Raw genomic sequence first — 26,948 nt, forward strand, 5'->3', positions numbered from 1 at the left:
GGGCGGCGCGGCGCAGTGAGGGCGCGCGGGCGGCGCGGCGCAACACGTGCGCGGCCCGTCAGGCGCGGCGCGGCGAGCGAGCGCAAAGGCCCGCGCCCGGGCACGAGTGGCGGAGCCACCTTGACCAGCCCATCAGCGGAGCGGAACGCGGTTGTCAACCCCGAGTCCGAAGGACCGGCCGAAGGCCGCCGCGAAGCGGTCGCGTTGACAACCGCGGGCCGCGGAGCTAGCCGTAACCGTCGGCGCGCGGAGCCTGTCGCATGGACGAGCACCGCCCGCGGGACGAGCCGTGACCGTCGGCGCGCGGAGCCGTCGCAAGGCTGCCGCGCGGCCGAGGTCACGCTGCTCCCTCTAAGGCCGCGACCGCGGCGCCCCCGGAGTGGCGCCCTGCCGGGTACCCGTAACACCCGGCGACTTCGAGGATCGGCCGCCGCGCGCCCATCTGGCCGGGCACGATCATCAGGCACCCACCCGGCGTGCGGCCCAGCCCGCGCGGCGCGCGGTCGACCACACGCGCGGCAACGTAGATCACGAGCCCGCGGCGGTTCTGCGCCGTTGCCAAAGACGGCCCGATGTCCTCGCCCAGCAGCGCCAGTCGCACGTGCAGGGGCGGCCAGGTGGCCATGTCGGGCTCGATCACGGCGGCGCGGCGGTCGCCGGGTAGCAGCAGCGAGCAGCCGGTCTTCTTCGCGAAGTAGACGGCCAGCGAGGCGGCGGCGCGGACGGCGGCGTCCAGGTCCTCGGGCGCGGCGGGCGCGCGTGGGTCGAGGATCACGATCGGGCGCGAGTCGGCCTCGGAGATGAGCTTGCGCTCCATCAGGCCGGCGCCGCGGGCGAACGACTGCCAGTGGATGCGGGAGGCGGGTGAGCCTTCGCGCCATGGGCGGAGGCCGTCGATCTCGGTCTCGGCGGCCGCGAGCAGGGAGGCGCGGGCGTGCGCCGGGGTCGCGTCTCCCCCGCCCGCGGTGATGCTGACCGGGAAGATCCGCGGCAGCACGAGCACCTCGTCGGTGGCGGGGCCGGTGATCACGCGCTGGGCGAGCCCGAACGGGTCGCGCAGCACCAGAGCGGGAGGAGGCAGCTTGCGCCGGCCACGGCGGCCGAACGTCACCTCGATGCGCACGCGCGCCTGGCGACGCGCGGCGGGCAGCCGCAGCGGCTCGGGCAGCAGCGGCTCGTCGATCCAACCCGGCGGCAGCGGGAAGCGGCCCGCTTTGGCCATCAGCTTGACCTGCAGCGGCTGATCCTCGATCACGGACCGCACGCCGATCTCGCGCGTGAGCTTCGCGCCCATCGAGCCGACGCCGATCCAGAGCAACGCGCCCGCCCCCAACAGCAGCAGCGCGGCGCCCGTCACGTAGAGAGGCTCGGCGTCGAAGGTGCCCGCGACGATCAGCAGGATCGCCCCGAGCGCCGCGCAACCGAGCGCCGACCGCATCAGAGTGCGGGGACGGCGGCGATCGCGTCCCGGATGATCTCCGAGCGCTGCACGCCGGCGGCCTCCGGGGCGAGCATGATCCGGTGCGAGAGCACCGCGTCGGCCAGCGCCTGGACGTCGTCCGGGAGCGCGTGGTCGCGCCCGTGCACCAGCGCGCGCGCCTTCGCGGCGCGCAGCAGCATCAGGCCGGCACGCGGGGACGCGCCGAGCTCGGTGCGCTCGTCGTCGCGGGTGCGGCGCAGCAGGGTGACGATGTACTCGCGCAGCGCACGGGACGCGTGGACGCGGTGCGCGGTCTCGACGGCCTCGACGATCTCGGCCCGGTCGGCGACCGGCTCCAGGTCCATCACCTTGTCGTGCGACTCGTGCCCCATCAGCATCCCGGCCTCTTCGGCCGCAGTCGGATAGCCCAGGGACAGCCGGACCATGAAGCGATCCACCTGCGCCTCGGGCAGCGGGTACGTGCCCTCGTACTCGACCGGGTTCTGCGTGGCGAAGACGAGGAACGGGCGCGCCAGCTCGTGCGAGGTCGCCTCGACCGTGACCTGGCGCTCCTGCATGCACTCGAGCAGGCCGGACTGCGTCTTCGGCGATGCGCGGTTGACCTCGTCCACGAGCACGACGTTGGCGAAGATCGGGCCGGGCCGGAACTCGAAGCGCGACTCGCGTTGGTTGTAGATCTGGGTGCCGATGATGTCCGCCGGCAGCAGGTCGGCCGTGCACTGCACGCGCGCGAACTGGCAGTCGATCGAGCGCGAGAGCGCCCGCGCCAGCGCGGTCTTGCCGACGCCCGGGTAGTCCTCGACCAGGATGTGCCCCTCGCTGAGCATCGTCACCGTGAGGTGCTCGAGGACCTCGTCACGGACCTGGACCGCCTTGCGGATGTTGTCCGTGATGCGGCGCGCGATCGATACCGCGGTGTCGATCTCTGCCTGCGCCAAGCGCTCGGGGACGGCTTCCTCGAGGGGTTCCATTCAGCGGACCTTTGTGTCGTTTGATGAAGAGCGGCTCAAGACGGAATCCAAGATGGCGGCCGCGACCGCACCTTTGGACGTCTTGGGGACGTGGTGCTCACCGTCGGCCGTGACGATCCACACCTCGTTGTCGGTGGCGTCGAAACCGATGCCGGCACCGCTCACGTCATTCACGACGACGGCATCCAATTTCTTGCGCTCGAGCTTGCCGCGGCCGTATTCGAGCGCGCCGGCGCCGTGCTCGGCGGCGAACCCGACGAGCGTCTGGCCGGGCCGGCGGCGATCGGCGAGCGTGGAGAGCACGTCCGTAGTACGGACGAGCCGCAGGTTCAGTTCCTCGCCCGTCTGATCCTTCTTGAGCTTGCCGCCGTGGGCCTCCTCCGGCCGGTAGTCGGCGACGGCGGCGGCCATGATCAGCAGGTCGCACGCGTCGAAGCGCTCGGAACAGGCCTCGGCGAGCTCGGCGGCGGTCACCACGTCCACATACTCGACGCCCGCGGCGCGCGGGAGCGACACGTTGGCGGCCACGACGGTGACCTTGGCGCCGCGCCGCTTGGCCTCCTCGGCGAGCGCGAACCCCATCCGCCCGGAGGAGCGGTTGCCGATGAAGCGCACCGCGTCGATCGGCTCGCGTGTGCCGCCGGCGGTGATCAGCACGCGCAGCCCGTCCAGCGCGCCGCCGCCCGACAGCACGCCCTCGACCGCCGCGAGCAGCTCGACCGGCTCCGGCAGCCGCCCCACGCCGAACTCCCCGGGCGAGCCCAGAGGTCCGACCCCGGGCTCGAGCACGGTCACCCCGCGCGAGCGCAGCGTCGCGAGGTTCGCCTGCGTCGCGGGATGCTCGTACATCGCGTTGTTCATCGCCGGCGCGACGATCAGCGGGCGCCGGCAGGCCAACGCGGCCGCGGTCAGCAGATTGTCCGCGAGCCCGTTCGCCAGCTTGGCGAGCGTCTCGGCGGTGGCGGGCGCGATCAGGTACGCGTCCGCGTGCTCGACGAGCGCGAGGTGCGAGAGCGGCGCGTGCTCGGGCAGCGGGTCACCCGGGAAGACGCCCCGCAACGGGTCCGGCTCCCATTCGGTGACGAGCACGGGCGCGCCCGTGATGCCGGCGAACGAGGCCGGGCCGACGAAGCGCGTGGCGGCTTCGGTCTGCACCACGCGCACGCTGTGGCCGGCCTTCAGGGCCAGCCGCGTGAACTCGAGTGACTTGTAGGCCGCGATCCCGCCGCACACACCAAGGAGGATGCGCGGCATGCGAATCGACTAGCGGTAGCGGTACGCGACCTTGCCGGTCGCGACTTCCTCGAGCGCGATCGTCAGGTAGTTCTTCGACGCGGTGTCCACCATCGGGGGCGGGAACTCCTCGAACGTGCCCTCACCCAGGTTGTGGTAGTACGAGTTGATCTGCCGCGCGCGCTTGGCGGCGACGATCACGCTCGCGTACGGGGAGTCGACATGCTCGAGAAGGCGGTCTACGCGCGGAGAAATCACACCCCCATTCTAGCTGGGCTGATTCTCCTGATGTGCAGCACTTCCGCGCACGCCGCGGATGTGCTGCGTGTGGGGCTCCGCGAGGACGCCCACGGCCTGCTCGCCGGGCCGGATGGCGGCGCCTACGTGCAGGTCGATCGCGCGACGGGCAAGACCGACGTCGCGCGCGTGCTCCCGGACGGGCGGATCGTGCTCGCCCGCGGGTACGACTTCCTGCACGGTGGCGCGCTGGGCGCCGACGGCGGCGCCTGGTACGGGGTGAGCGACCGGTTGCGCGCGCTGCGGGTCGACCCCGCCGGCGCCGCGCACGTGCAGCTCCTGACGGAGCCCGGCTTCGTGGCCCCGCTGACGAGCGGCGCCGACGGCACCGTGTGGGCGACGACCGGTGACGAGCAGCGGTTCGCGACGATGGCGCCCGACGGTCGCGTGACGGAGGTGCCGAGCGGCCACGACGCGATCTGCGACGCCCCCGCGTTCCAGCCCTTCGCGATGACCCGCGCCGCGGACGGCGCGATCTGGGCCACGGGTGGCTGCCGGCGCGTGACGCGCAACGCCGTGGCCTACGAGCTGGCGGCTTCGGGCGAGGACGTCGCGCCCGATCCGACCGGCGGCGTGTGGGTGCGCCTGTTCGGCCCCGTGCCCGGGATCGTCAGCCACATCACCGCGGACGGGCAGCTCGTCGACGTCGAGCTGCCGCGTGCCCTCGGCTCGCCGGACGACATCGCCGCCGCGCCCGACGGCAGCGCGTGGCTCACGTTCGGCCGCTGCACGCTCGCGCGGGTGACCGTCGACGGCCGCGTCGGCGTCGTCGCGAGCCCGATCCCCGCGCGGGAGGTCGCCTTCGACGGCACCGGGACCGTGTGGCTGGCGAACCGCGCGCGCGTGACCCGTGGGCTGGAGGGAACCTGCGACGGGTCCGCTCCACGCGTGCGCGTGCCCAAGCGGATCTCGTTGGGCGCGCTGCGCCGCGGGATCCCGGTCACCGTGGCCGGCCGGGCGCAGGTCACCGCCTACACGAGCGCGAACGTCAAGCGCCAGGGCTTCAGCCCCACGCCGACCATCCGCACGCTGGCGCGGGGCGGCACGTTCCGCGCACGGGTCCAGCTCTACGAACGTCGCCAGGTCAAGGCCGGCACGCGGATCTTCGTCGTCGTCGCGGTCACCGACGACGAAGGCAATGAGCGCAGCTCGGAATTCCGGGTACGTGTCACCCGGTGAGAGCCCTCTGCACGATCATCTTCGCCTTAGCGCTTGCCGCGCCCGCCCACGCCGCCGACAGCCTGCGCGTCGGCATCAAGAGCAGCGTCAACGCCGTGGTTCCCGGGCCGGACGGCGGCGCGTGGGTCGCCGTCAGCGCCTATCCGACCTCGCGCGTCGTGCGGATCGCGCCGGACGGCCGGCTGCGCTCCACGCCGCTCGACTACCTCAGCCTGGGCAACGGCGGCGTGTTCGGCCCGGACGGGCAGGCCTGGTTCCTCGGCGGGACCGGGATCACCCGCGTGGACGCCGCGGGGAGCGCGAGCAACATCCCGATGGACAGGGTCTTCGCCTCCGCGTTCGCGACCGGCGCCGACGGGACCGTCTGGGTGAGCGGCGAGACGGTCCGGCGCGTCGCCGTCGACGGGACGGTCACCTCGACGCCGCTGGCGGTTCCGGGCTGCGCGAAGTTCCGAGCCAGTGCGATCACGCGGGCCGCGGACGGCGCGATGTGGCTCGCCGACCCCCAGTGCGGGTTCGTGCGGGTCGCGTCGGGCGCCGCGCCGGTGGTCGTGGCGAATCCGCGGCTGGACGCGACCAAGCTCGTCGCCGACCTCCAGGGCGGCGTCTGGTTCTTCAGCTACGACGGGCCTGGCGGGCACATCGACGCGGCCGGTCGCGTGACGCCGCTCGAGCGGCTCCGCGCGTACGACGTCGCGGTCGCGGCGGACGGCAGCGCGTACTTCGCCACCGGCAAGTGCTTCCTCGAGCGCGTGAGCCCGGCCGGAGCGATGACGCGCGTGCCCACGGCCGTGCCGAGCTGGCACGTCGCCTTCGACCCGGCGGGCGGGCTGTGGCTCGCCAGCGCCGCGCGCGTCCAGCACACCACGCTCGGCGCGCCCGCCGGCGGGTGCGATGACAAGCCGCCGGTCGTCCGGATCACCCCCGACCCGAGCAAGCCCGTCAGCCTCGCGACGCTCCGTCGTCAGCGCGGCTTCAAGCTCACCGTGCGCGAGGCCTTCGCGATCGAGGGCGTGTTGATCGACAGCGACGCGGACGACAGCATCGGCAGGGTCAACAAGGCCGTCTCCGGGCGGCGCGGCGGGACGCTGCGCCTGCCGATGAGCGCGCGGGCAATCCGCCGGGTCGGCCAGCGCTCCGGACAGCGGATCGTGCTGGACGCCGGTTTCCGTGACCGCGAAGGCAACTTCGCGACCGTCACCTACGAGCTGCGGGCCCGGCGATGAGGGCGCTCGCGACCATGGTCGCCGTCCTGGCGCTCGCCGCGCCGGCGCAGGCGCAGGACGTCTTCCGGCTCCCGCTCGGCCACAGCCTCGACACGCTCGTCGCGACCCCGGACGGTGGCGTGTGGGGCAGCGTGTGGACCCGGGACAGCGTGGAGATCCGCCGCGTGACGCCGGACGGAGCCGTCCGCATCACACCCGCGCTCCCGCCGCTCAACGACCTCGTGCTCGGTCCCGACGGGTTGCCCTGGCTGCTGAGTGGCGGCTCGATCGAACGGGTCGACGCGGCGGGGACGCTCGGCACGGTCGCCGAGAACGCGTTCGCCGGCGCGCTCGCCGTCGGCCCGGACGGCACGGGCTGGATGCAGACGCAGGAGGACCAGATCCAGCGCATCACGCCCGACGGCACGATCACCTCGGACGACGTCGCCGTGCCGGGTTGCAGGTTCTTCCGCGTGAAGACCCTGGCGCGGGCGAGCGACGGTGCGATGTGGTTCTTCGCGAGCGGGTGTGGCGTCGTCCGCTGGCCGGTGGGCGGCGCTCCCGCGGTGATCCACCAGTCGGCCGTGTACATCGAGCAGCTCGTGCCCGACGGCGCCGGTGGCATGTGGTTCAGCTCGCCCTACGCCCCCGGCGGCGGCCACTTCGACGTCACCGGGCAGCTGACCAGGCTCCGCGGCCTCGAACGCGCGTATGACGTCGCCGTCGCCCCGGACGGCAGCGCGTGGTTCACGACCGGCCGCTGCCGGCTCGCGCGCGCCAACGCCGACCGCACCGTCACGCTGATGCCGACTGCGATCCCGGCCCGGCAGCTCGAGTTCGCGCCCGATGGCGGGATCTGGCTGGGCAGCGGCGCCCGGCTGCAGCGCACCACGCTCGGCGCCTCGGCCCCGGGCTGCGACTCGACGCCCCCGAAGGTCACGATCGCGCCGAAGCCGCAGGCCCGCGTCAGCCTCGCCGCGCTGCGCCGGCACCGCGGCTTCACGATCACCGTCCGCGAGCCGTTCGCGGTCCAGGCGTGGCTCATCGACGGCGACGAAGGACCGTTCGCACGCGCCTACCACGCCGGGAAGGCGGGGACCGTGCGCCTGAAGGTCAGTCCTGCCAAACTGCGCCAGCTGATGCGACGTAAACATCCCGTGGTGGGCCTGCAGCTCGAGCTCCGCGACCGCGAAGGCAACTCTGTCGACTACGAGCAGCAGGTCCGGCTGACCCGATGAAGGCGCTCGCGCTCGCCGCGGCGTTCACCGCGCCGCTCGGCTCCCAGCTGATCGATCTCAACGTCGCCCCGGACGGCGCCGCGTGGGTGCGCGACGAGTACTCGCGCACCGTCCGGGTGGCGCCCGACGGCCGCGTGCGCGCGACCGAGCTGCCCGACCCCGCCGTGGCGTCGACGATCGGCGCCGACGGCCAGGCGTGGTTCAGCGACGGTGACGGTGGGCTGCAGCGCGTCGACGCCAACGGCCGCGTGACGGCGCCGCGCGAGGCCGGCGTCGCCCGGCCCGAGTCGGGGTTCGACCTCGTCGCCGGCCCGGACGGTGGGCTGTGGTCGATCGCCAGCGGCGAGACGCCGAAGCTGCTGCGCTTCACGCCCGACGGCGGCTATCACGAGACGCCGCTCGCGCTGCCCGGCTGCGACGACGCGTTCGCGGTCCCGCAGCTCGCGCGGGCCGCCGACGGCGCGGTCTGGGCCGACGACTCGAGCTGCAACCGGCTCGTGCGGGTCGATGCGACCGGGGCGGTCGCGACCATCCAGCTCCCTCAGGAGCTGGCCGTCACGGCCATCGCTCCCGACGCCACGGGGGGCGTGTGGTTCAGCGCGCTCGACCCGGTCGGCGGGCACGTGACCGCGGCCGGCGAGGTCACGCTGCTGCCCGCGGCCCCGAGCCTGGGCCGTCTGACACCGTGGGCGGTCGCGGTGGCGCCTGACGGACGGCCGTGGTTCGCCACGCAGCACTGCACGCTGCTGACCGTCAACGCGGCCGGCGCGATCGAGCGCCGCGCGGCGCCGATCCCCGCGCGTGAGCTGGCGTTCGCCCCCGACGGACGGCTGTGGCTTTCGAGCCTCACCCGCGTCGCCCACGCGGACGCGCCGACCAACCGCTGCGACGACAAGCGCCCCACGATCAAGGTCAAGTCGAGCGTCAGCCTGCGCCGCGGTGTGCGGATCACGGTCAACGAGCCGGGCAGGCTCGACGTCCACGCCTACCCGGCGGGCGGCAAGGTGACGATCGACCGCACGTTCACCCTGCGCCGGCGCGGCAGCGTCCAGCTGCGCTTCCCGAAGCGCTGGAAGCTCGAGCGCGGCGACGCCGTGTGGCTGATGCTGCAAGCCCGGGACCGCGACGGCAACGCCGCGATCCGGGACATCAAGCTGCGCGTGAAGCTCTAAGCGCCGCGGACGATCTGCTCGAGCGCGCCGACCGCCTCGTCGAGGCGGTCGTTCTCGACCACGTGCGCGAACTCGTCCTGCGCGGCCAGCTCGGCCTTGGCGACACCCAGCCGGCGCTCGATCTGGTCGGCGTCGTCCGTCCCGCGGCCGATGAGGCGCAGGCGGAGCGTCTCCTCGTTGGGCGGCGCGATGAAGATGCGGACGGCGTCGGGCAGGGTCTGCGCGATCTGGCGCGCGCCCTGGACCTCGATCTCCAGCACCACCGAGTGCTCCGCGGCGACGCGCTTCTCCAGCTCGGAGCGCAGCGTGCCGTAGCGGCGGCCGGAGTACTCGGCGTGCTCGACGAAGTCACCGTCGACGACCCGGCGATCGAACTCCAGGTCGTCGAGGAAGTGGTAGTGCACGCCGTGCTCCTCCCCCGGCCGCGGCGAGCGCGTGGTGGCGGAGACGGCGAGCTCGAGCTCAGGCATGCGCTCGAGCAGCGTCCGGATCAGCGTGCCCTTACCGACGCCCGAGGGGCCGGTGATGACAAAGATCTTGCCGGGCAACTACCGGCGAAGCATCGAGATCAGCTCGGCGCGCTGGCGCTCCGAGAGACCACCGATGGTCTTCGAGGGTGAGATACGGCAGACCTGCAAGACCTTGTTCACCTTCACGCGACCGTACTTCGGCACCGCGAGCAGCATGTCGAAGACCTTGGCGGTCTCGATGTACTCGGGAGGCTCCATCAGGAGCATGTGGATGCTGGCCCGCCCAGCTTTGAGGTCTCGCTTCAGCGACGCGCGCTTAGTTCGAATCTCGTTCGCGCGCTGGAGTGCCTCCATGCGCTGGACGAGGGAACGCTCAGGAGCAGCCGTGGTGGGCTTGGCGGGCGTCTTCGTCGCTGGCGGCATGGGCGGCGAGTCTACAGCGCTGGGAGCCGCCGACAAGGGTCCTGACAGAAACATCGCTTCACCTGAACTTGAGGTTCAATCCTTCGAGGGACGCGTCATAGCAAGTCCTGCAATTGCAGGACTTTTGCCTGGACGAATGTCGAGGCATAGACCAGCCGTCCAGCGGGGCTGGACAATCGGTCTAGTGCTGGAGCTGCGCCCGCACGCAGGGAGTACGGGCGCACTCTAGCCCATCGATTCAGGCGTGTACCCCGTTGCGGTGGAGCTCTTGCAACGAGATCACCGGCGGCTCTCCGAAACGGGCCGCGCCGATCGCCCGGGCGGCCGCCATGCCACCCGCGATGGTGGTGATGCACGGCACGCCACGGGCCACCGCGGCGCGTCGGATCTCGTACCCATCGCTGCGTGCGGCGGTACCGGTCGGGGTGTTGATGACCAAGTCGACGTCGCCGCGATCGATCCAATCACGAACGTGTGGAGAGCCGTCCTGGATCTTGTTGAGCGTCTCCACCGGAATGCCCATCCGCTTGATCGCGGACGCCGTTCCGCGCGTGGCCACGATCCGGAAGCCGAGATCGTGCAGCTGGGCGGCGATGCCCATCGCGGCGGCCTTGTCGGAGTCGGTGACCGTGAGGAAGACCGTGCCCCGCGAGGGCAGCTGCGTGCCCGCCGCGGCCTGGGCCTTGGCGAACGCCGCCGGGAAGTCCGTCGCGACGCCCATGACCTCACCGGTGGAGCGCATCTCGGGCCCCAGGAGCGCGTCCGCGCCGGCGAAGCGGTCGAACGGCAACACCGCCTCCTTGACGGACACGTGCGGGCCGCACGGGTCCTCAGGGAGGCCCATGGTGGCCAGCTTCTCCCCCAGCATCACCCGGCAGGCGATCTTGGCGAGCGGCTGGCCCGTGGCCTTGGACACGAACGGCACGGTGCGCGACGCGCGCGGGTTGGCCTCGATCAGGTACAGGTCGTCGCCGTAGACGGCGTACTGGATGTTGATCAGGCCGACAACGCTCAACGCCAGCGCGAGGTCCTTCGTGGCCGTGCGGATCTCGTCCAGCATCTCGGCGCCGAGCGAGTGCGGCGGCAGCGCGCAGGCCGAGTCGCCGGAGTGGATGCCGGCCTCCTCGACGTGCTGCATGATGCCGCCGATCCAGACGTCCTCGCCGTCGCAGATCGCGTCCACGTCGACCTCGATCGCGTTCTCGAGGAAGCGGTCGAGGAAGATCTCCCCCTGCGGCCGCGTCCGCGCGAAGTAGTCCGCGAGCATGTCCGTGTCGTAGACGAGCTCCATCGCGCGTCCGCCGAGCACGTACGACGGGCGGACGAGCAGCGGGAAGCCGACGCCGGGCGCGACCTGCAGCGCCTCGTCGGGCGACTGCGCGAGCGCGAACGGCGGCGCCTTGAGCTCCAGGCGCTCCAGCAGGGCGCCGAAGCGGCCGCGGTCCTCGGCGAGGTCGATCGCGTCGGGCTGCGTGCCCAGGAGCTTCACACCGGCCGCCTCCAGGCCCGCGGCGAGCCGCAGCGGGGTCTGGCCGCCGAAGGAGACGATCACGCCCTCCGGCTGCTCGATCTCGACGATCGCGAGCACGTCCTCGAGCGTCAGCGGCTCGAAGTACAGCCGGTCGCTCGTGTCGTAGTCGGTGGAGACGGTCTCCGGGTTGCAGTTGACCATCACCGCGTCGCGGCCGGACTCGCGCACGGTCATCGCGGCGTGCACGCAGCAGTAGTCGAACTCGATGCCCTGGCCGATCCGGTTCGGGCCCGAGCCGAGGATCATCACGCTCGGCTTGTCGCCGCGCCGGACCTCGTTGGACGCCTCACGGTCCCAGGCCGAGTAGAAGTACGGCGTCTCGGCCTCGAACTCGGCGGCGCAGGTGTCCACCGCGCGGTAGGAGCGGACGCCCTCGAAGGCGTCGTCGAGATGGCGCAGCTCGCGCAGGTACCAGAGGTCGATGCCCGTGCGGGCGCGCAGCTCCTCGTCGCTGACGCCGCGCCGCTGCAGCTCGAGCAGCAGGTCGTAGCGGTCCGCGCCGGGGCTCTCCAGGCGCGTCAGGAGCTCCTCGTCGGCCCCGGTGACGTCGGGCTGGGCGTCGAGCTCGCGGGAGCGCAGCGCCTTGCCGAAGGCCTGGCCGAACGTGCGGCCGATGGCCATCACCTCGCCCACGGACTTCATGTGCGTGGAGAGCGTCGAGTCCACGCCCGGGAACTTCTCGAACGCGAACCGCGGCCACTTGACGACGACGTAGTCGAGCGTGGGCTCGAAGGACGCCGGCGTGGCCTTGGTGATGTCGTTCGGGATCTCGTCGAGCGTGTAGCCGACGGCCAGGCGCGCGGCGATCTTCGCGATCGGGAAGCCGGTCGCCTTCGAGGCCAGCGCGCTCGACCGCGACACGCGCGGGTTCATCTCGATCACGACGATCTCTTCGGTCGCCGCGTTGACCGCGAACTGCACGTTCGAGCCGCCCGTCTCCACGCCGACGGCGCGGATGACCGCGATCGCCTGGTCGCGCAGCTTCTGGTAGACGCGGTCGGACAGCGTCTGCTGCGGCGCGACGGTGACGGAGTCGCCCGTATGGACGCCCATCGGGTCGATGTTCTCGATCGAGCAGACGATGACCACGTTGTCCGCGTGGTCGCGCATGACCTCGAGCTCGAACTCGCCCCAGCCCAGGATCGACTCGTCGATCAGGATCTGGCCGATCGGGGACGCGTCGAGGCCGCGGTGGACGATCTCGTCGAACTGCTCCTGCGTGCGCGCGATGCCGCCGCCGCGCCCGCCGAGCGTGAACGCCGGGCGGATGATCAGCGGCAGGCCGAACTCCAGCGCCGCCTGCGCCTCCTCGGCCGACGTGGCGATGATGTTGCGCGCGGTCCGCAGGCCGGCGGCCTGCATCGTCGCGTCGAACTCCTCGCGGTTCTCGGCGCGGTTGATCGCCTCGTAGTTCGCGCCGATCAGCTCGACCTCGTACTTGGCGAGCGTGCCGTCCTCGTAGAGCGTCTTGGCGAGGTTGAGCGCGGTCTGGCCGCCGAGCGTCGGCAGCAGCGCGTCCGGGCGCTCGCGCTCGATCACCTGCGTGACCGGGCCCGGGAGCAGCGGCTCGACGTACGTCGCCGTCGCGAACTCCGGGTCGGTCATGATCGTCGCCGGGTTCGAGTTGACCAGGACGACCTCGTAGCCCTCCTCGAGCAGGACCTTGCAGGCCTGCGCGCCGGAGTAGTCGAACTCGGCGGCCTGGCCGATCACGATCGGACCCGAGCCGAGCACGAGGATCTTCTGGATGTCCGTGCGCTTAGGCATGCGAGGCCTCGAAGAGGGCGATGAACTCGTCGAACAGCCCGAGGGAGTCGTTGGGGCCGGGGCCGGCCTCGGGGTGGTACTGCACGCAGCCGGCGGGAACGTCGAGCAGGCGGATCCCCTCGATGGTGTTGTCGTAGAGGTTCACGTGGGTGAGCTGGGCGGCGCCGAGCTCGGTGTCGATGATCTCCCCCGGCGTGCCGGCGACCGCGAAGCCGTGGTTCTGGGAGGTGATCGCGATCCGGCCCGTCCGCAGGTCCTTGACGGGGTGGTTGGCGCCGCGGTGGCCGAACGGGAGCTTGAACGTCTCCAGGCCGGCGGCGCGTGAGAGCAGCTGGTGGCCGAGGCAGATGCCGAACACCGGCTTCGTGGACAGCAGCGTCTTGATGTTCTCGACGATGTAGTCCAGCGCGGCGGGGTCGCCCGGGCCCGGGACGAGGAAGAACCCGTCCGGGTCGGCGGCGAGCAGGTCCTCCGCCGACGTCGTGCACGGGTAGATCTCGAGCGTCGCGCCGCGGGAGGTGAAGTTGCGGATGATGGATCGCTTGATGCCGGTGTCGAGCGCGACGATCCGCGGGCCGTCACCCTCGCCCTCGAAGATGGTCGGCTTCGCGATCGTGACCTCACGCGCGAGGTCACGGCCGACCATGCTCGGCTCGGCCGCGATCCGCTCACGCGCCTCGCTCACGGGCACGTCGGCGGTGAAGATCCCGCCGCGCATGCTGCCCGCGGTGCGGATGTGCCGCACGAGCGCGCGTGTGTCCACGCCCGCGATGCCCGGGACGCCGTTGGCCTTGAGCCAGCTCAGCCAGCCCTGCTCGGCCGCGGGGGCGTCGTCGTAGTCGACCGCCGCGCGCATGATCGCCCCACCCGCGTGGATGCGGTCGGACTCCATGAACTGCTCGCTGACGCCGTAGTTGCCGACGTGCGCGGTCGTGAAGGTGATCAGCTGGCGCGCGAAGCTCGGGTCGGTCATCGACTCCTGGTAGCCCGACATGCCGGTCGTGAAGACGACTTCGCCGGTGGTCGAGACGGGCGCGCCGACGGACTCGCCGTCGAAGCGCGTGCCGTCCTCGAGAAGGACGTAGGCGCTCATACCGCCGCCAGGTTCCGCTCGCGGTACACGATCCCGCCGGCGGCGATCGTCGTGACGACCTTGCCCCGCAGGCGCCGGCCGCCGAAGCAGCAGTTCTCGCTCTTGGACTCGTAGCCCGTCGCGCCGACCTCCCACTCCGCACCCAGGTCGATCAGGACCAGGTCGGCGGCGCGGCCGACGGCGATCTCCGGCGTCGGCAGGCCGACCAGCGCGGCGCCGGCGGTGAGCTTCTCGACGATCAGCGCGAGCGGCAGGATGTCCGCGGTGTAGACCGCCGCGAACGCGGTCTCCAGGCCCGTCGTGCCCATCGGGGCCTGCTCGAACGGCACCTCCTTCTCCTCGCGCGCGTGCGGCGCGTGGTCGGTGGCGATGCAGTCGATCGTGCCGTCCTTGAGGCCCTGGATGAGCGCCTGGCGGTCGTCCTCGGTGCGCAGCGGCGGGTTCATCTTCAGCCGCGTGTCCAGCTTCTCGGCGACGGCTTCGTCGGTGAGCGTGAGGTGGTGCGGGCTCGCCTCGCACGTGATCTGCACGCCCTGGGCCTTGGCGGCGGCGATCACCTCGACCGACTCGCGCGCGCTCAGGTGCTGGATGTGGATGCGGCCGCCCTCGTAGCGGGCGATCGCGGCGTCACGGGCGATCAGCGTGGACTCGCTGATGCTCGGGATGCCGGCGAGGCCGAGGCGGGCGGAGACCACGCCCTCGTGCATCACGCCCTTGCCGGAGAGGCTCGGGTCCTCCTCGTGCAGGGCGATGATCCCGCCCACGAGCTTCTGGTACTGGAGCGCCTTGCGCAGGATGCCGGCGTTGACGACCGGCTTGCCGTCGTCGGTGAAGCCGAGCGCGCCGCACTCGCGCAGCTCGGCCATCTCGGTCATCGTCTCGCCCGCGAGGCCGCGGGTGATCGACGCCAGGAAGCCGACGGGGATGCGCGCGTCGCGGCGGGCCTGCTCGCGCAGGGAGCGCAGGATCGGCGCGGAGTCCACGGTCGGCGTCGTGTTCGGCTGGGCGACGATCGCGACGAAGCCGCCGGCGGCCGCGGAGCGCGTGCCGGTCTCCAGGTCCTCCTTGTGCTCCTGGCCCGGCACGCGCAGGTGCACGTGCGGGTCCACGAAGCCCGGGAAGAGATGACGGCCGGCGCCGTCGAGAACCTCGACGTCGCCGGCTTGCAGGTTCGCGCCGATCTCGGCGATCTCGCCGCCGGCGATGCGGACGTCGAGGCGCTCGTCGAGACCCGTGCGGGGATCAAGGACGTGGGCGCCCTTGATCAGGACGTCGGCGGGCGGAGTGGGTCGGTGGTCGAGCATGAAGCTTTCTAGGCGGGGACGGCGGTGGAGAGGGACGGCTTCGGCGCGTTGCGCCCGGTGAGCAGCTCGTAGAGCACGGCCATGCGGACGACGACGCCGGCCTCGACCTGCTGGCCGATGACGGCCTGCGGCGAGTCGATCACCTCGGCGGAGAGCTCGACGCCGCGGTTGACCGGACCGGGATGCATCAGGACCTGGCGGGCGCTCAGGCGGCGGCCGTCGATCTGGTACTGGGTGGCGTACTCGCGCAGGGACGGGACGAACGAGTCGGTCATGCGCTCGTTCTGCATCCGCAGGGCGTAGACGACGTCGGCTTCGGGGAGCCGGTCGAGCGAGTACTCGACCTCGCACATCGCCTCCATCCCGCGCGGGATGAGGGTCGGCGGGCCGGCGACGGTGACCTTCGCGCCCATCATCTGGAACGCGAGGATGCAGGAGCGCGCGACGCGGCTGTGCGTGATGTCGCCGACGATCCAGATGTTCTTGCCCTCGAGCGTGCCGAGGCGCTCGCGCAGCGTGTAGACGTCCAGCAGCGCCTGCGTCGGGTGCTCGTGCTTGCCGTCGCCGGCGTTGACGACGCCCGCGGTGGTCCAGTTGGCCACGAGCTCGGCGGCGCCGACGTGCGGCGTGCGGATGACGATCAGGTCCGGCCGGTACGCGGACAGCGTCTGGACCGTGTCCTTGAGCGACTCGCCCTTGTCGACGGCGGAGCCGGACGCGGCGAAGTTGATGACGTCCGCGGACAGCGACTTGGCGGCCAGCTCGAACGAGGAGCGCGTGCGCGTGCTCGACTCGTAGAACAGGTTCAGCACGCGGCGCCCGCGGAGCGCCGGGACCTTCTTGATCTCGCGCTCGGAGACCTCGGTGAACGTCTTCGCGCGATCGAGGATCCGCTCGATGCCAGCGCGGTCCAGGTCGTTGATCGACAGCAGGTGCCGCATCAGGCGTACGCCTCCTCGAGCTCGGTGATGGTCACTTCGTCGGCGCCGTCGATCTCGACGATGCGGACGTTGACGCGCTCCGAGCGCGCCGTCGGCAGGTTCTTGCCCACGTAGTCGGGGCGGAAGGGCAGCTCGCGGTGCCCGCGGTCGGCCAGCACGGCCAGCTGCACGCGCTCGGGGCGGCCGTAGTCGAACAGCGCCTCGATCGCGGCGCGGACGGTGCGGCCCGTGTAGAGCACGTCGTCGACGAGCACGACCGTGTAGTCCTCGAGCGCGAAGTCCAGGTTGGACGCGTTCACGTGCGGGTCGGGCCCGCGCGTGCTCAGGTCGTCGCGGTAGAAGGCGATGTCGATGTCTCCGAGCGGCACCTCCTGATCCAGGAGGTCGCAGACGAGCCGGTGCAGGCGGGTGGCGAGGTGCGCGCCGCGCCGGTGGATGCCCACGAGGGCGACCGGACGACCGCTGTTCTTCTCGACCACCTCGTGCGCGATGCGTACGAGCGTGCGGTGGATGTCGTCCTCGTCGAGGACGATTTTCGGTTCTGACACGGGTTCCTTCCTGGCCTCTCCGGACCGGGTTAAAGGGACTTCGGTGAACCTAGCAGGGGCTCAGGACGGCGCTGCGGGCAGCTCGTGCTTGACCAGGTGCGGCTCCCCACGTTCCGGGAACGGGATCTCGATCGTGTCGAAGTCACGCGGGACGACCGTGGGCTCGAAGGTGGCGCGGGCCTCGTCGCGGATGTCGCGCGGGAAATAGCGCGTGGAGAGGTGCGTGAGCGCGAGCAGCTTGACCTTCGCGTCGAGCGCGAGCTGCGCGGCCTGGCGCGCCGTGGAGTGGCCGGTCTCGCGGGCGCGGGTCTTCTCGTCCTCGCAGAAGGTCGCCTCGTGGATGAGGACGTCGGCGCCCGCGGCGTAGACCTCGGTGGTCTGGCAGGGCATCGTGTCGCCCGAGTAGACGATCCGGCGGCCGAGGCGGCCCTCCCCCATGACCTGCTCGGGCGTGACGTCGCCGACGGTCTCGCCGCGCTGGAGGCGGCCGAAGTCGGGCCCCGGGGTGACGCCGAGCGCCTGCGCGCGCTGGGCGTCGAAGCGGCCCGGGCGGTCGTCCTCGACGAACGCGTAGCCGAACGCCTCGACGCGGTGCTTGACCGGGAAGCCCTGGATCACGAAGCCGTCGTAGCCGATCTCCTCGTGCGGGTCGAGGTCGCTGACGTCCAGCCGGTACTTGGTGCGGCCGATGATCGGGCGCACGACCTGCTGGAAGGTGGCCAGGAAGCCGGGCGGGCCGAAGATCTCCAGCGGCGCTTCACGGTCGCGCATGTCGAACGTCTTGATCATCCCCGGCAGCCCGAGCCAGTGGTCCAGGTGCAGGTGCGTGATGAAGATCGCGTCCAGGTCCGGCAGGCCGACGCTGCGCAGCAGCTGGTGCTGCGTGCCCTCGCCGCAGTCGAACAGGATCCGCTCGCCGCCCGCGCGCAGCAGGATCGCGGGCAGGCCGCGCTTGGGCGTGGGCACCGATCCCGCGGTGCCGGCGAAGAAGACGCTGAGATCCACGGCCCGCGAGGCTAGCGTGAGCTACGGGTCGAGATCGAAGCTCGAACCCTCCAGGAAGGTCGCCTCGAAGCGGCCGGGATGCTCGTCGAGCCGCTGGTTCACGCGCCGGCGCACGTCCTCCATGTGCTTGTTGCCCGTGACCTGGGGGTTCGAGTTGATCCAGAGCTTGAAGGGGCGCGGGTCGGCGGCGAGCCGCGACTTGATCAGCAGGTCGACAATCCGCAGGTCCGGGTTGTGATGGCTGCCGTTGGCGCAGATCACGTAGTGGTCGGCCGTGATCCGCTCGTAGAGCCGCTGGTCGGTGTCGACGTTGTACTCGGCGCCGTGGTGCGGGACCTTCAGGACGTTGACGTGCAGTGCGCCTCCCGCCGTGATCTCGCCGGCGTGCTCGAGGCCTTTGAGGAGGTCGTCGCCGTGCCCGTCGCCCGTCAGCAGCAGCGTCTTGTCGTCCTGCTCGCGCACGAGCAGCATGATCGACGCCAGGTTCGGGGCCGTGACCTCCCCGCGATCCCCGAGCCGGCCGGCGCTCTGCGCGAGCGCGTCGCGGAAGGTGCCGACGTCGTCCAGGTTGAGCCGCTCGAGGTCCTTCCGCGTGTCCTCGCGGATCCGGCCCATCTCGGCCTCGTGCTTGCCGATCCACTCGTGCCAGTCGGCCTGGAAGTTCACGACGTCGACCTCGAACGGGGCGAGCAGGGTCACCTCGAGCGTCCCGACGTCGGCCGTCTGCCGGGCCTCGCGCACCATCAGCAGCCCGCCTTCGCCGCCGAACCTCCGGTTGAGCGGGATGTCGAGCTGGTGCTCGCTGATTCTGTCCGAGAGGCGGATGCCGTCGCCCGCGCTGTAGGCGAGGTCGCGCTGGTGGGCGGCGTCCTCGAGCCGCTGCGCGTCTTCGCTCAGCTCGAGGACCCCGGCGGTCTGGGACAGCAGCTCGGCGACCGGCCGCGGGTCGGCGTCGAGCTGCGCCCGGAACCCGTTGTGCCAGAGCTCTTTGACGTTCGGCGGCCGCGGCTCGCTCGGCCGGCGCGTGCGGCGCGTGGGATCGGCGGACTGGAACGCGTGGACCCGCCAGTCGAACTCCGCGTCCAGCAGCGCGAGGATGCCGCCGATGTGGTCGCCGTCCACGTGCGACACGCACACGACGTCGAGCTCCCGGCCGGCCTCCCGCAGGGTGCTCAACGCCGGCGCGACGTGCTCGCGATAGGACTTGGCCAGCCCGCCGTCGACCAGCATCAGCGTGCCGTCCTGGCTCTCCACGAGCACGCAGTCCCCGGGGCCGGACTGGAAGACCGTGAGCTTCATGTCACGTCCTCGCGGTCGAGCATCCCGGTCGCGCCCTGCAGGCACAGCGCGGGATCGAGCGCGCCGGAGCCGGCGTCGTTGCACCACGCGAAGTCCGTGCCCGGCAGCGGCTGGGCGGCGCGTTTGAGGATGCCGTTGATCTGCGCCGCAGTCAGGTCGGGGTTGATCGCCAGCATCAACCCGATCACCCCGGCGACGTACGGGCTCGCCATGCTCGTCCCGCTCATCTCGATCCAGTCGCCGGCGTTCGAGAACCCGTTGGCGGCGACGATCCGCGTCCCGGGCGCGGCGATGTCCGGCTTCTCGCGACCGTCGCGCGTCGGACCCTGGCTGCTGGTCACGCTGACGCGCCGCTTGGCCTCGTCGAGGTTGGCGACGGCGACGATCCGGTCCCCGCACGCGAGCGAGCTGATCGTCGAGGCGTCGACCATCGAGCGCTCCGAGAAGCACGACGGGAACGCCCACGTGTCGCGCGGGCCGATGCGGCCGAGCTGGCGCGGATCGTCGCGCTCGATCCAGCCGTGGTAGGTGCCGTCGCGGATGTCGGTGCCGTTCAGCCGCACGAGCCACTCGCCCGCGCGCACGCCCGTGATCGGGCCGTCCTGGAGCCGCGGGCTGAGGTAGATCGCGATGTAGTTGGCGCCGTTGACCGGGTGGTAGACCTCGTTGTAGACCGACAGGAACGTGCCGTCGGGCAGCTCGCGGTTCTCGATGTACTGGCCGGCCGCCACCGGGTCCGTCCACGGCAGGTCGGGCGGCTTGACCTGCACGGAGAGCCGGTCCTGCGCGCCGTACCAGAGCTCGAGCTCGTTCTCGGAGAGGTCGGCGATGCCGTTGCCGATCACGTTCCACTCGATGTCGACGGCGAGCCCGGTCGCGGGCACGCGGCCGCTCGTATGGACGCGGCCCATCAGCCAGCCGACGTCCCCGGCGTGCTCGGCGCGTTCCTGCCCGGCGTTGCCCGCGGCGACGCAGACGCTGCGCCCGGGCCGTGAGAGCGCGAGGTCGATCCAGCGGCTCATCGCCGCGGAGGCGTCGTGCGCGTGGCCGTTGGTGCCGAGGCTGATGTTGATCGAGACCGGGACCGTGCGCAGCTTGTGCTCGCGCCGGAGGTCTTCGGCGACCGCGATCAGGTAGTCGACGGCGTGCGCGACCCGCGTCGAGTCGTAGAACGACTCGCGGCGCGCGGACTCCTCACGCGGGATGTCGACCAGCACGCCCGCGATCCAGGCCTCGGGGCACACGCCGGTCCCGCCCGCCGCGATGCTCGCCACGTGCGTCGCGTGCGCGCCCTCGCCCATCTGGGACTGCGGCTCGAGCTCGGTCGCGGGCAGGTTGAACTCGGCCTGCCCGTCGATCGCCCGGTTCAGGTGCTCCTGGCGCAGCTCCGCGCCGTACCGCACGGGCGAGCCCTCCAGATCTGGCGGCGGGCGCGTATCGCTGCCCTGGTCCCAGATCCGCACGAACCGCGTGTGCCCGTCCTTGTCGAGGAAGTCGGGGTGGGCGAAGTCGAAGCCGCCGACGTCGATCAGCCCGATCAGCACGCCGGCGCCGTTGCGGTGCTGCGCCGGGTCGCCGACGACGCGTGACCGAGGGGCGTCGACCCCGCGGGCGCCGGGCTCGGCGGTCGGGAGCGCGAGCGGCTGGCCGAGCTCGACCGACGACACCCGCAGGTTCCGGTTCAGCGCCATCGCGTCCGCGACCGAGACCTCCGCGGTGAGCAGATCCGCGCGCTGGGAGGTCGTCATCTCGCTCAGCGCCTCGGGCACGCGGCCCGCCGCGTCCGACGTGAGCCCGAGGAACACGCTCACCTTGGCCTGCGGGGCGGGCACGGCGTCGCCGATCTCGCCGACCGGCGGGTCGGAGGCGGGCGTGGAGTCGTCCGAGCGCCGCGCCGGGTACCGCTCGGCGACCTCACGCGAGACGCAGACGGCCGCCGCGTGCCCCGCGCGCAGGCAGTTGACCTCGGTCGACCCGTTGGCCAGCATCCGCAGCTTCGGCTGGAGCTTGCCGATGCACACGGCCTCCGGGCCGCTGAGGTCCGGGTCCGGCTCGCTGGGCGGGGTGTGGTCGCTCACGGTGGGACTCCGTAGTGCGGAGCCTCTCCCCTACGATCAGCGCTGTCAAGGGCTGCTGATCGGCGTGACGTCGCTGCGGGTCATCCGCACCGACGCCGACAGGCTCGACCCCGCGGCGCCGCGGTAGACGCCCTTGATCGGCGGGACGTCCGCGTACTGGCGGCCGTGGCCGATCTTCACGTGCGACTCGCCGCCGAGCGTCCGGTTGGTCGGGTCGGCGGCGATCCACGTCAGCCCGCCGGAGCCGTTCGGGAGCAGCGCCTCGATCCACGCGTGCGTCTCGACCTCCGCGCTCGCCTCGTCGTCGGTCGAAGGCGCCCACAGGTAGCCGGAGACGTAGCGGGCGCCGATCCCGTGCCGGCGCAGGAGCAGCAGCGCGAGGTGCGCGAAGTCCTGGCAGACGCCGGCGCCCGCCGCGAGCAGGTCGCCGACCGTCGAGCCGACATAGGTCACGCCCGCGCGGTACTCGAACCGGTCCGGGATCACCTCGACCATGCGGCGCAGCGTCGCCAGCGGCGACTCCCCGCGCGTGTCGCCGACGAGCTCGTCGAGGATCAGGTGGTCGGGCTCCGGGCCGACGGGCAGCACGAACTCGCCGGCCGCGGCGTCGTAGGCGCGGTCCTCGATCGCCTCCCAGTCCGTGTCGAGCGGCTCGGCGGGCGTGCTGGTCTGCACGCGGGCGCGGACGTCGATCGAGAGGTGGTCGTGCGGGCGCGAGATCCCGAACTCGATCACCTGCGTGCCGAAGTAGTCCAGGTGGCGGTTCAGGCGCGCCTCGGGATCCACGCGCACCACGAAGTCCTCGACGCTCTGCGTGGCCATCGTCGCGGGCTTCACGCGCAGCGCGTTGAGGTTGTCCGTGACCGGCGACTCGTACCGGTACTCGGTCAGGTAGCGGATCGCGAAGTTCATGCGAGGGGCGCGGCGACGGGCTGCACGGCACCGCCAAAGTAGCGCTGGGCCACGTCGGAATGCACGCGCGCGAGCTCGAACTGGACGTCCTCGAGCATGTCGCCCAGACCGCCGTCGATCTCCGCCGAGCGGGCCTGGAAGTCCAGGTCGGCGACCATCCGCGAGAGCCGCAGCACCGCCGGCGAGTCGCGGTAGGCGGGGTCGGCGGCGGTGAGCGCGTTGTGCAGCGCCTCGATCGAGAACGCGACGGAGTCCGGGTAGTCGCGCTCGAAGAGCAGGAAGCGCGCGACCGGGCCGGCGTTGGGCGGCGCCGGGACCGCGCGCCGGTAGGCCTGGAACCCGCCCACGGCCTGCAGCAGCGCGAGCGCCTGGCCGTCGCGCAGGTGCGCCTCCGCGCCCTCCCCGCCGAGCGGCAGCGCCACGCGCAGCATCCGCAGGACCATGTCGGCCGACTCGATCGCCGCGCCCGCCTGCAGGAACGCGTACGCCTCGTCGCGCAGCATCGTTCGCCCGGTCACGCCCCAGAACTGCCCGCAGCGTTCGCGCACGTAGGCGTAGACCGAATACGGGCCGGTCTGCAGGGCGGCGGACACGTTGCGCTGGAGCAAGCCGAGGTGGAAGGTGTTGATCGTCTCCCACATCTCGCCGGAGAAGACGTCCCGCACGGTGCGCGCGCCCTCGCGGGCGCGCGTGACGCAGTTCAGGACGCTGGTCGGGTGCTCGGGGTCGAGCGTGAGCAGGCGCAGCACCTGGTCGCGCGAGGCGGCGTCGTCGGGCGGCTCGCCGGAGACGATCGTCAGCAGCGCGTCCCACGACAGCCGGACGCCGGCGGGGTCGTCCGGGCGGCCCTGCAGGTCGGCGTGGAAGACGCCGTCGAGCATGCGGCTCGTGTGCTCGGCGCGCGCGAGCTGGCGGCCGATCCAATAGAGCTCGTGGGCGATGCGGGCGAGCAAGGCCTATTGCTGTTGCTGCTGTTGTTGGGAGGACCAGCTGCCGCCCATCGGGAGCTCCGGCATCCGCGGCGAGGACCACGCGTGCGGCGCGGGGTGCGGCATCGGGGTGTCGTCGGCCTCGAGCACCCACGTGTCCTTGGACCCGCCGCCCTGGCTGGAGTTCACGATCATCGACCCCTCGCGCAGCGCAACGCGCGTGAGGCCGCCGGGCACGATCCGGATGTCGTCGCCGAACACGGCGAACGGGCGCAGGTCCACGTGGCGCGCGGCGAGGCCGCCGTCCGGCTGCGCGGTCGGCACGGTCGAGAGCTTCACGAGGTCCTGCGCGATCCAGCGCTCGGGCTCGCGCTTGATCTCCGCGGCCTGGGCGGCGATCTCCTCGTCGGACGCACTCGGCCCGATGAACACGCCCTTGCCGCCCGACTCGGACGTCGGCTTGACCACGACCTGGTCGAGCCGCTCGAGCACCCACGCGCGCTGCTCGCGGTCGCTCATCAGGTAGGTCGGGACGTTCTCGACGATCGGCTCCTCGCCCAGGTAGTACCGGATCATCTCGGGCACGTAGTGGTAGATCGCCTTGTCGTCGGCGACGCCCGTGCCGACCGCGTTGACGATCGCGACGCTGCCCGCCCGGTAGGCCCGCATCAGGCCCGGGACGCCGAGCACGGAGTCGGGCCGGAACTCGAGCGGGTCCATGAAGTCGTCGTCGATCCGGCGGTAGATCGCGTGGACGCGCTGCAGGCCGCGGGTCGTGCGGATGTGGCAGACGCTGTCGCGCACGACGAGGTCGGACGCCTCCACGAGCTCCACGCCCATCTGGCGCGCGAGGAACGCGTGCTCGAAGTAGGCGGAGTTGTACGGGCCGGGCGTCCAGACGACGACGGTCGCCTCCTCCTCCCCGCCGGTCGGCGCGACCTCCTCCAGCGCGGTCCTGAGAAGCGCCGGGTAGTGGTCGACCGGCCGCACGCGGTAGTGCTCGAACAGCGCCGGCAGCAGCCGTGTCATCGCGCGCCGGTTCTCGAGGACGTACGAGATGCCGGACGGTGTGCGGACGTTGTCCTCGAGCACCTTCCAGGCGCCGTTCGCATCCCGCACGAGGTCGCAGCCGCTCACGTGGCAATACACGCCGCCGGGCGGGCGGATGCCGTGGGCGGCGCGGGCGAAGGCCGGGCGGGAGACGACCAGCTGCCACGGCACCTTGCCGTCGTGGATGATCTCGCGCGCGTGGTAGACGTCGTCGACGAAGTGGTTGAGCGCGCGGATCCGCTGCGCCAGCCCGCGCTTGATCTGGTTCCACTCGTCGGCGGGGATGATCCGCGGCACGAGGTCCAGCGGGAACGGTCGGTCCCTCACCGCGCCGCTGCCGGGGCCGCCCGCGTCGAACGTGATCCCCTGCTGCATGAAGATCGCGTCGCGGCGCTGGCCGGCCTGCGTCAGCGCCTCGGGCCCGAGCGCCTCCAGCGCGGCCACGAGCGTCCGCGCGTGTGGGCGCGCCTGGCCGTCAGCATCGACCAGCTCGTCGTAGAAATCATGCTCCAGGGCCGCCACGATCCGCGCATCCTAATCAGGAGATAGACCCCTGTGGCCCCCGTGACCGCGGCTTGGACCAGCAGTAGAAGCCGGTAGTCCAACAGGGCCACCAGGCCGGCGCCGAGCGCGATCCCGAGCGTCTGCGGCAGGCCGAGCGCGAACTCGCTCGCCGCGAACGCGCGACCCTGCAGCGGACCGGGCGTGGAGCGCTGGAGCAGCGTGACCATGCCGATGAACATCCACGGGATGCCGAAGTTGAACAGCACCTTGCCCGTCAGGATCACGGCCGCGTAGCTGTCCATCATCAGCAGGCAGCCGATCGCGAAGATCGTGATGCCGAGCGCGGTGAGCGCGGTCTCGCCCCGGCGCGCCATCACCCGCGTGGCCGTCAGCGCGCCGGTGATCGCGCCGATCCCGCCGATCGCCATCAGCACGCCGTAGAAGGAGTCGGGTTTGCCCAGCGCGCGCGGCAGCTCGAAGATCACCGTCTCGCCGAAGCCGATCACGAGCATGCACAGCGCGCTGCCGAGCACCAGTCGCTTGAGCTCGGGCACGCCGCCGATGTGGCGCGCGCCGGCGGCGGTCGCTCGAACCCAGTGCGTCGGGTCCGGCTGCGGCCTGGGCTCGCGCAGCTTGAGCGCGAGCAGCGCGCCGGTCGCCAGCAGGAACGTCGTGGCGTCGAGGATCGCGACCGCGCCGCCGCCCGCGACCGTGTAGAGCCCCGCGCCCGCGACCGGCGCGACGAACCGCAGGCCCTCGCGGACGGTCTGCAGGGTCGCGTTGGCGGACGGCAGCAGGTCCGCTGGGAGCAGCGTGGTGAGCAGCGCCGACTGGCCCGCCGCGAGCACCACGTACGAGGTGCCGTACAGCGTCGCGACGACGTAGATCAGCCACACGTCGCTCGCGTCCTTGACCAGCAGCAGGGGCAGCACGGCCAGCGCCGTCAGCGGGTTGACGACGATCAGCAGCGTGCGCCGGCGCATCCGGTCGACGAGCAGGCCGCCCAGCGGAGACAGCAGGCCCGGCGCGACGATGCACAGGAACACCAGGCCCGCGGCGGAGCTCGAGCCCGTCAGCTCCTTCACCCACAGGCCGAGCGCGAGCCACAGCGCCGTGTCGCCGAGCAGGCTGAGCGACTGGCCGATCAGGAACAGCCGCGCGTCGCGGTGCGCGAGCAGCCGCCTCATACGCGGTACGCGAACGTCAGCAGCTCCACGCGCTCGGCGCCCTCGGGGGTGGTCTCGGTGCGGATCCGGCGCTCGCCGAACCGCTCGAGCATCAGCTGGATCACTTCCTGATTGAGCTGGTCGAGCTCCTCCGCCGTGAGGAACAGGCCCATCTGGTTCCAGCCGAGGGCGTTGCGCCAGTCCGCCGGGTGCGAGCGGTTCTCCTCCAGGCCCCGCTCCGCGCGCGCCAGGTAGCGCTGCGTCATCGTCCGGCTCAGCTCGCGGGCGGCGTTCGCGGTCTCCGGGTCCTCATGGACCTCGCTGAAGCTCATCCCGAGGTACTTGCGCTTCCACGGCCGGCGCCGCCCGGTGCCGCCCTCGGCCTCTTCGACATACCCGTACTTGGCCAGCTGCCGCAGGTGGAATGACGCGTTCGCCGGGCTCTCCCCCACGATCTCGCCGGCCTCGGTCGCGGTCAGCTGCCCGTGGACCGTGAGCGCCTCCAGGAGGGCGATCCTCACCGGGTGCGCGAGCGCGCGCATCGCCTTCGGATCGGTGACCTCGGGCATCCTGTCGAAAGGCATGTTTCGAAAGATAGCTTTCTATACGAGCTCCAGCAAGTCGAAAGTGAGCTTTCGATCCTCGATCCGGGCGAACCCCATCGTGTGCACCGGCTGCCGCCGACGGTCCGTCGCGCTGCCCGGGTTGAAGATCTGGAACCCGTCCGCGTCCACCTCGTGCAGCGGGATGTGGCTGTGCCCGAAGATCACCGCGTCCTCGTCCGGGAAGCGGCGCCGCAGCCGCGCGAGCCTCCCCTTCGTGGGCCCGGCGTCGTGCACCATCCCGATCCGCACCCCCGCGAACTCCAGGGTGCGCTGCAGCGGCAGCCGCGCCCGCAGCCACGCGTCGTCCACGTTCCCCTGGACCGCGTGCACCGGCGGCCCGATCCCCTGGAGCTCCTCCAGCACCGAGCGCTCCATCAGATCCCCCGCGTGCAGGATCGCGTCGACGCCGACCAGATGCTCGACCGGAAGCCGCCGCGCACCGCGCGGCATGTGGGTGTCGGAGATGACCGCGAGCAGCACGGCGGCCGCTAAGCTACCCAGCCCCGAGCGCCCGTAGCTCAGTGGATAGAGCGCGCGCCTCCGGAGCGCGAGGTCGCAGGTTCGAATCCTGCCGGGCGCGTAGGTGA

The 26,948-nt window shown here is 71.9% G+C and carries 24 protein-coding genes and 1 tRNA gene; 5 read left to right on the forward strand and 20 right to left on the reverse strand.

Annotated features, from left to right (window positions below):
• Positions 1-337: 337 nt before the first annotated feature.
• The 4 genes from OJ997_RS29260 to rpoZ are packed head-to-tail and all read right to left on the reverse strand — an operon-like array spanning position 338 to position 3,903.
• Positions 338-1,438 (reverse strand): DUF58 domain-containing protein, encoded by a 1,101-nt coding sequence (locus OJ997_RS29260; RefSeq protein ID WP_270028895.1) that lies wholly within the window; start codon positions 1,436-1,438, stop codon positions 338-340.
• Positions 1,438-2,412, reverse strand: a complete 975-nt coding sequence (locus tag OJ997_RS29265; protein WP_270028896.1) for an AAA family ATPase — start codon at positions 2,410-2,412, stop codon at positions 1,438-1,440. The genes OJ997_RS29260 and OJ997_RS29265 overlap by 1 nt, the downstream gene beginning before the upstream one ends.
• Positions 2,413-3,666 carry a bifunctional phosphopantothenoylcysteine decarboxylase/phosphopantothenate--cysteine ligase CoaBC gene (coaBC, locus tag OJ997_RS29270; RefSeq protein ID WP_270028897.1) on the reverse strand — a complete coding sequence of 418 codons (1,254 nt, stop codon included), beginning with the start codon at positions 3,664-3,666 and terminating at the stop codon, positions 2,413-2,415.
• Positions 3,667-3,675: 9 nt separating this feature from the next.
• The gene (rpoZ, locus tag OJ997_RS29275; protein WP_028065114.1) at positions 3,676-3,903 is read right to left on the reverse strand and encodes a DNA-directed RNA polymerase subunit omega; all 228 of its coding nucleotides are present in this window, start codon (positions 3,901-3,903) and stop codon (positions 3,676-3,678) included.
• A gap of 30 nt (positions 3,904-3,933) precedes the next feature.
• Between rpoZ and OJ997_RS29280 the strand changes: the two genes are divergently transcribed.
• Genes OJ997_RS29280 through OJ997_RS29295 form a run of 4 tightly spaced genes read left to right on the forward strand, consistent with a single transcriptional unit; the run spans position 3,934 to position 8,736 of the window.
• Positions 3,934-5,121: an NHL repeat-containing protein gene (locus OJ997_RS29280; RefSeq protein ID WP_270028898.1), complete on the forward strand. Its 1,188-nt coding sequence runs from the start codon at positions 3,934-3,936 to the stop codon at positions 5,119-5,121.
• Positions 5,118-6,347 (forward strand): virginiamycin B lyase family protein, encoded by a 1,230-nt coding sequence (locus tag OJ997_RS29285; RefSeq protein ID WP_270028899.1) that lies wholly within the window; start codon positions 5,118-5,120, stop codon positions 6,345-6,347. Before OJ997_RS29280 ends, OJ997_RS29285 begins: the two co-directional genes overlap by 4 nt.
• Complete coding sequence (locus OJ997_RS29290; RefSeq protein WP_270028900.1) at positions 6,344-7,564, forward strand: NHL repeat-containing protein; 1,221 nt, start codon at positions 6,344-6,346, stop codon at positions 7,562-7,564. The genes OJ997_RS29285 and OJ997_RS29290 overlap by 4 nt, the downstream gene beginning before the upstream one ends.
• Positions 7,561-8,736: a Vgb family protein gene (locus OJ997_RS29295; RefSeq protein WP_270028901.1), complete on the forward strand. Its 1,176-nt coding sequence runs from the start codon at positions 7,561-7,563 to the stop codon at positions 8,734-8,736. The genes OJ997_RS29290 and OJ997_RS29295 overlap by 4 nt, the downstream gene beginning before the upstream one ends.
• On the opposite strand, the gene gmk is transcribed toward OJ997_RS29295, so the two are convergent.
• From gmk to OJ997_RS29375, 16 genes are all read right to left on the reverse strand, one after another.
• Positions 8,733-9,284, reverse strand: a complete 552-nt coding sequence (gene gmk, locus OJ997_RS29300) for a guanylate kinase (protein WP_270028902.1) — start codon at positions 9,282-9,284, stop codon at positions 8,733-8,735. The genes OJ997_RS29295 and gmk overlap by 4 nt on opposite strands.
• Positions 9,285-9,629 carry an integration host factor, actinobacterial type gene (gene mihF, locus OJ997_RS29305; RefSeq protein ID WP_270028903.1) on the reverse strand — a complete coding sequence of 115 codons (345 nt, stop codon included), beginning with the start codon at positions 9,627-9,629 and terminating at the stop codon, positions 9,285-9,287.
• Between the two features lie 238 nt (positions 9,630-9,867).
• Positions 9,868-12,927: a carbamoyl-phosphate synthase large subunit gene (carB, locus tag OJ997_RS29310; RefSeq protein WP_270028904.1), complete on the reverse strand. Its 3,060-nt coding sequence runs from the start codon at positions 12,925-12,927 to the stop codon at positions 9,868-9,870.
• The gene (gene carA, locus OJ997_RS29315; protein ID WP_270028905.1) at positions 12,920-14,020 is read right to left on the reverse strand and encodes a glutamine-hydrolyzing carbamoyl-phosphate synthase small subunit; all 1,101 of its coding nucleotides are present in this window, start codon (positions 14,018-14,020) and stop codon (positions 12,920-12,922) included. Before carA ends, carB begins: the two co-directional genes overlap by 8 nt.
• Entirely contained in the window at positions 14,017-15,324 is a 1,308-nt protein-coding gene (locus OJ997_RS29320) for a dihydroorotase (protein ID WP_270028906.1), read from the reverse strand. Before OJ997_RS29320 ends, carA begins: the two co-directional genes overlap by 4 nt.
• An 8-nt stretch (positions 15,325-15,332) precedes the next feature.
• Entirely contained in the window at positions 15,333-16,268 is a 936-nt protein-coding gene (locus OJ997_RS29325) for an aspartate carbamoyltransferase catalytic subunit (protein ID WP_372517946.1), read from the reverse strand.
• Positions 16,265-16,813 carry a bifunctional pyr operon transcriptional regulator/uracil phosphoribosyltransferase PyrR gene (gene pyrR, locus OJ997_RS29330; protein ID WP_270028908.1) on the reverse strand — a complete coding sequence of 183 codons (549 nt, stop codon included), beginning with the start codon at positions 16,811-16,813 and terminating at the stop codon, positions 16,265-16,267. Before pyrR ends, OJ997_RS29325 begins: the two co-directional genes overlap by 4 nt.
• Before the next feature lie 60 nt (positions 16,814-16,873).
• Positions 16,874-17,818, reverse strand: a complete 945-nt coding sequence (rnz, locus tag OJ997_RS29335) for a ribonuclease Z (RefSeq protein WP_270028909.1) — start codon at positions 17,816-17,818, stop codon at positions 16,874-16,876.
• A 21-nt stretch (positions 17,819-17,839) separates the two neighbouring features.
• Positions 17,840-19,117 (reverse strand): MBL fold metallo-hydrolase, encoded by a 1,278-nt coding sequence (locus OJ997_RS29340; RefSeq protein WP_270028910.1) that lies wholly within the window; start codon positions 19,115-19,117, stop codon positions 17,840-17,842.
• A complete protein-coding gene (locus tag OJ997_RS29345) occupies positions 19,114-21,195 on the reverse strand; it encodes a S8 family serine peptidase (RefSeq protein WP_270028911.1) in 2,082 nt (693 codons plus the stop codon). The genes OJ997_RS29340 and OJ997_RS29345 overlap by 4 nt, the downstream gene beginning before the upstream one ends.
• Positions 21,196-21,240: 45 nt before the next feature.
• Positions 21,241-22,107 (reverse strand): transglutaminase family protein, encoded by an 867-nt coding sequence (locus OJ997_RS29350; protein WP_270028912.1) that lies wholly within the window; start codon positions 22,105-22,107, stop codon positions 21,241-21,243.
• A complete protein-coding gene (locus OJ997_RS29355) occupies positions 22,104-23,060 on the reverse strand; it encodes an alpha-E domain-containing protein (protein ID WP_270028913.1) in 957 nt (318 codons plus the stop codon). The genes OJ997_RS29350 and OJ997_RS29355 overlap by 4 nt, the downstream gene beginning before the upstream one ends.
• Positions 23,061-23,063: 3 nt before the next feature.
• Positions 23,064-24,608 carry a circularly permuted type 2 ATP-grasp protein gene (locus tag OJ997_RS29360; RefSeq protein WP_270028914.1) on the reverse strand — a complete coding sequence of 515 codons (1,545 nt, stop codon included), beginning with the start codon at positions 24,606-24,608 and terminating at the stop codon, positions 23,064-23,066.
• Positions 24,494-25,777 (reverse strand): MFS transporter, encoded by a 1,284-nt coding sequence (locus OJ997_RS29365; protein ID WP_270028915.1) that lies wholly within the window; start codon positions 25,775-25,777, stop codon positions 24,494-24,496. The genes OJ997_RS29360 and OJ997_RS29365 overlap by 115 nt, the downstream gene beginning before the upstream one ends.
• Positions 25,774-26,340 (reverse strand): winged helix-turn-helix domain-containing protein, encoded by a 567-nt coding sequence (locus tag OJ997_RS29370; protein ID WP_270028916.1) that lies wholly within the window; start codon positions 26,338-26,340, stop codon positions 25,774-25,776. The genes OJ997_RS29365 and OJ997_RS29370 overlap by 4 nt, the downstream gene beginning before the upstream one ends.
• Positions 26,341-26,358: 18 nt before the next feature.
• A complete protein-coding gene (locus tag OJ997_RS29375; RefSeq protein ID WP_270028917.1) occupies positions 26,359-26,841 on the reverse strand; it encodes a metallophosphoesterase family protein in 483 nt (160 codons plus the stop codon).
• A gap of 27 nt (positions 26,842-26,868) precedes the next feature.
• On the opposite strand from OJ997_RS29375, the gene OJ997_RS29380 reads away from it, so the two are divergent.
• Positions 26,869-26,941 (forward strand) — tRNA-Arg (locus OJ997_RS29380).
• Positions 26,942-26,948 lie beyond the last annotated feature (7 nt).

It is taken from the genome of Solirubrobacter phytolaccae (assembly GCF_027587195.1).
GTDB classification, from domain to species: Bacteria; Actinomycetota; Thermoleophilia; order Solirubrobacterales; family Solirubrobacteraceae; genus Solirubrobacter; species Solirubrobacter phytolaccae.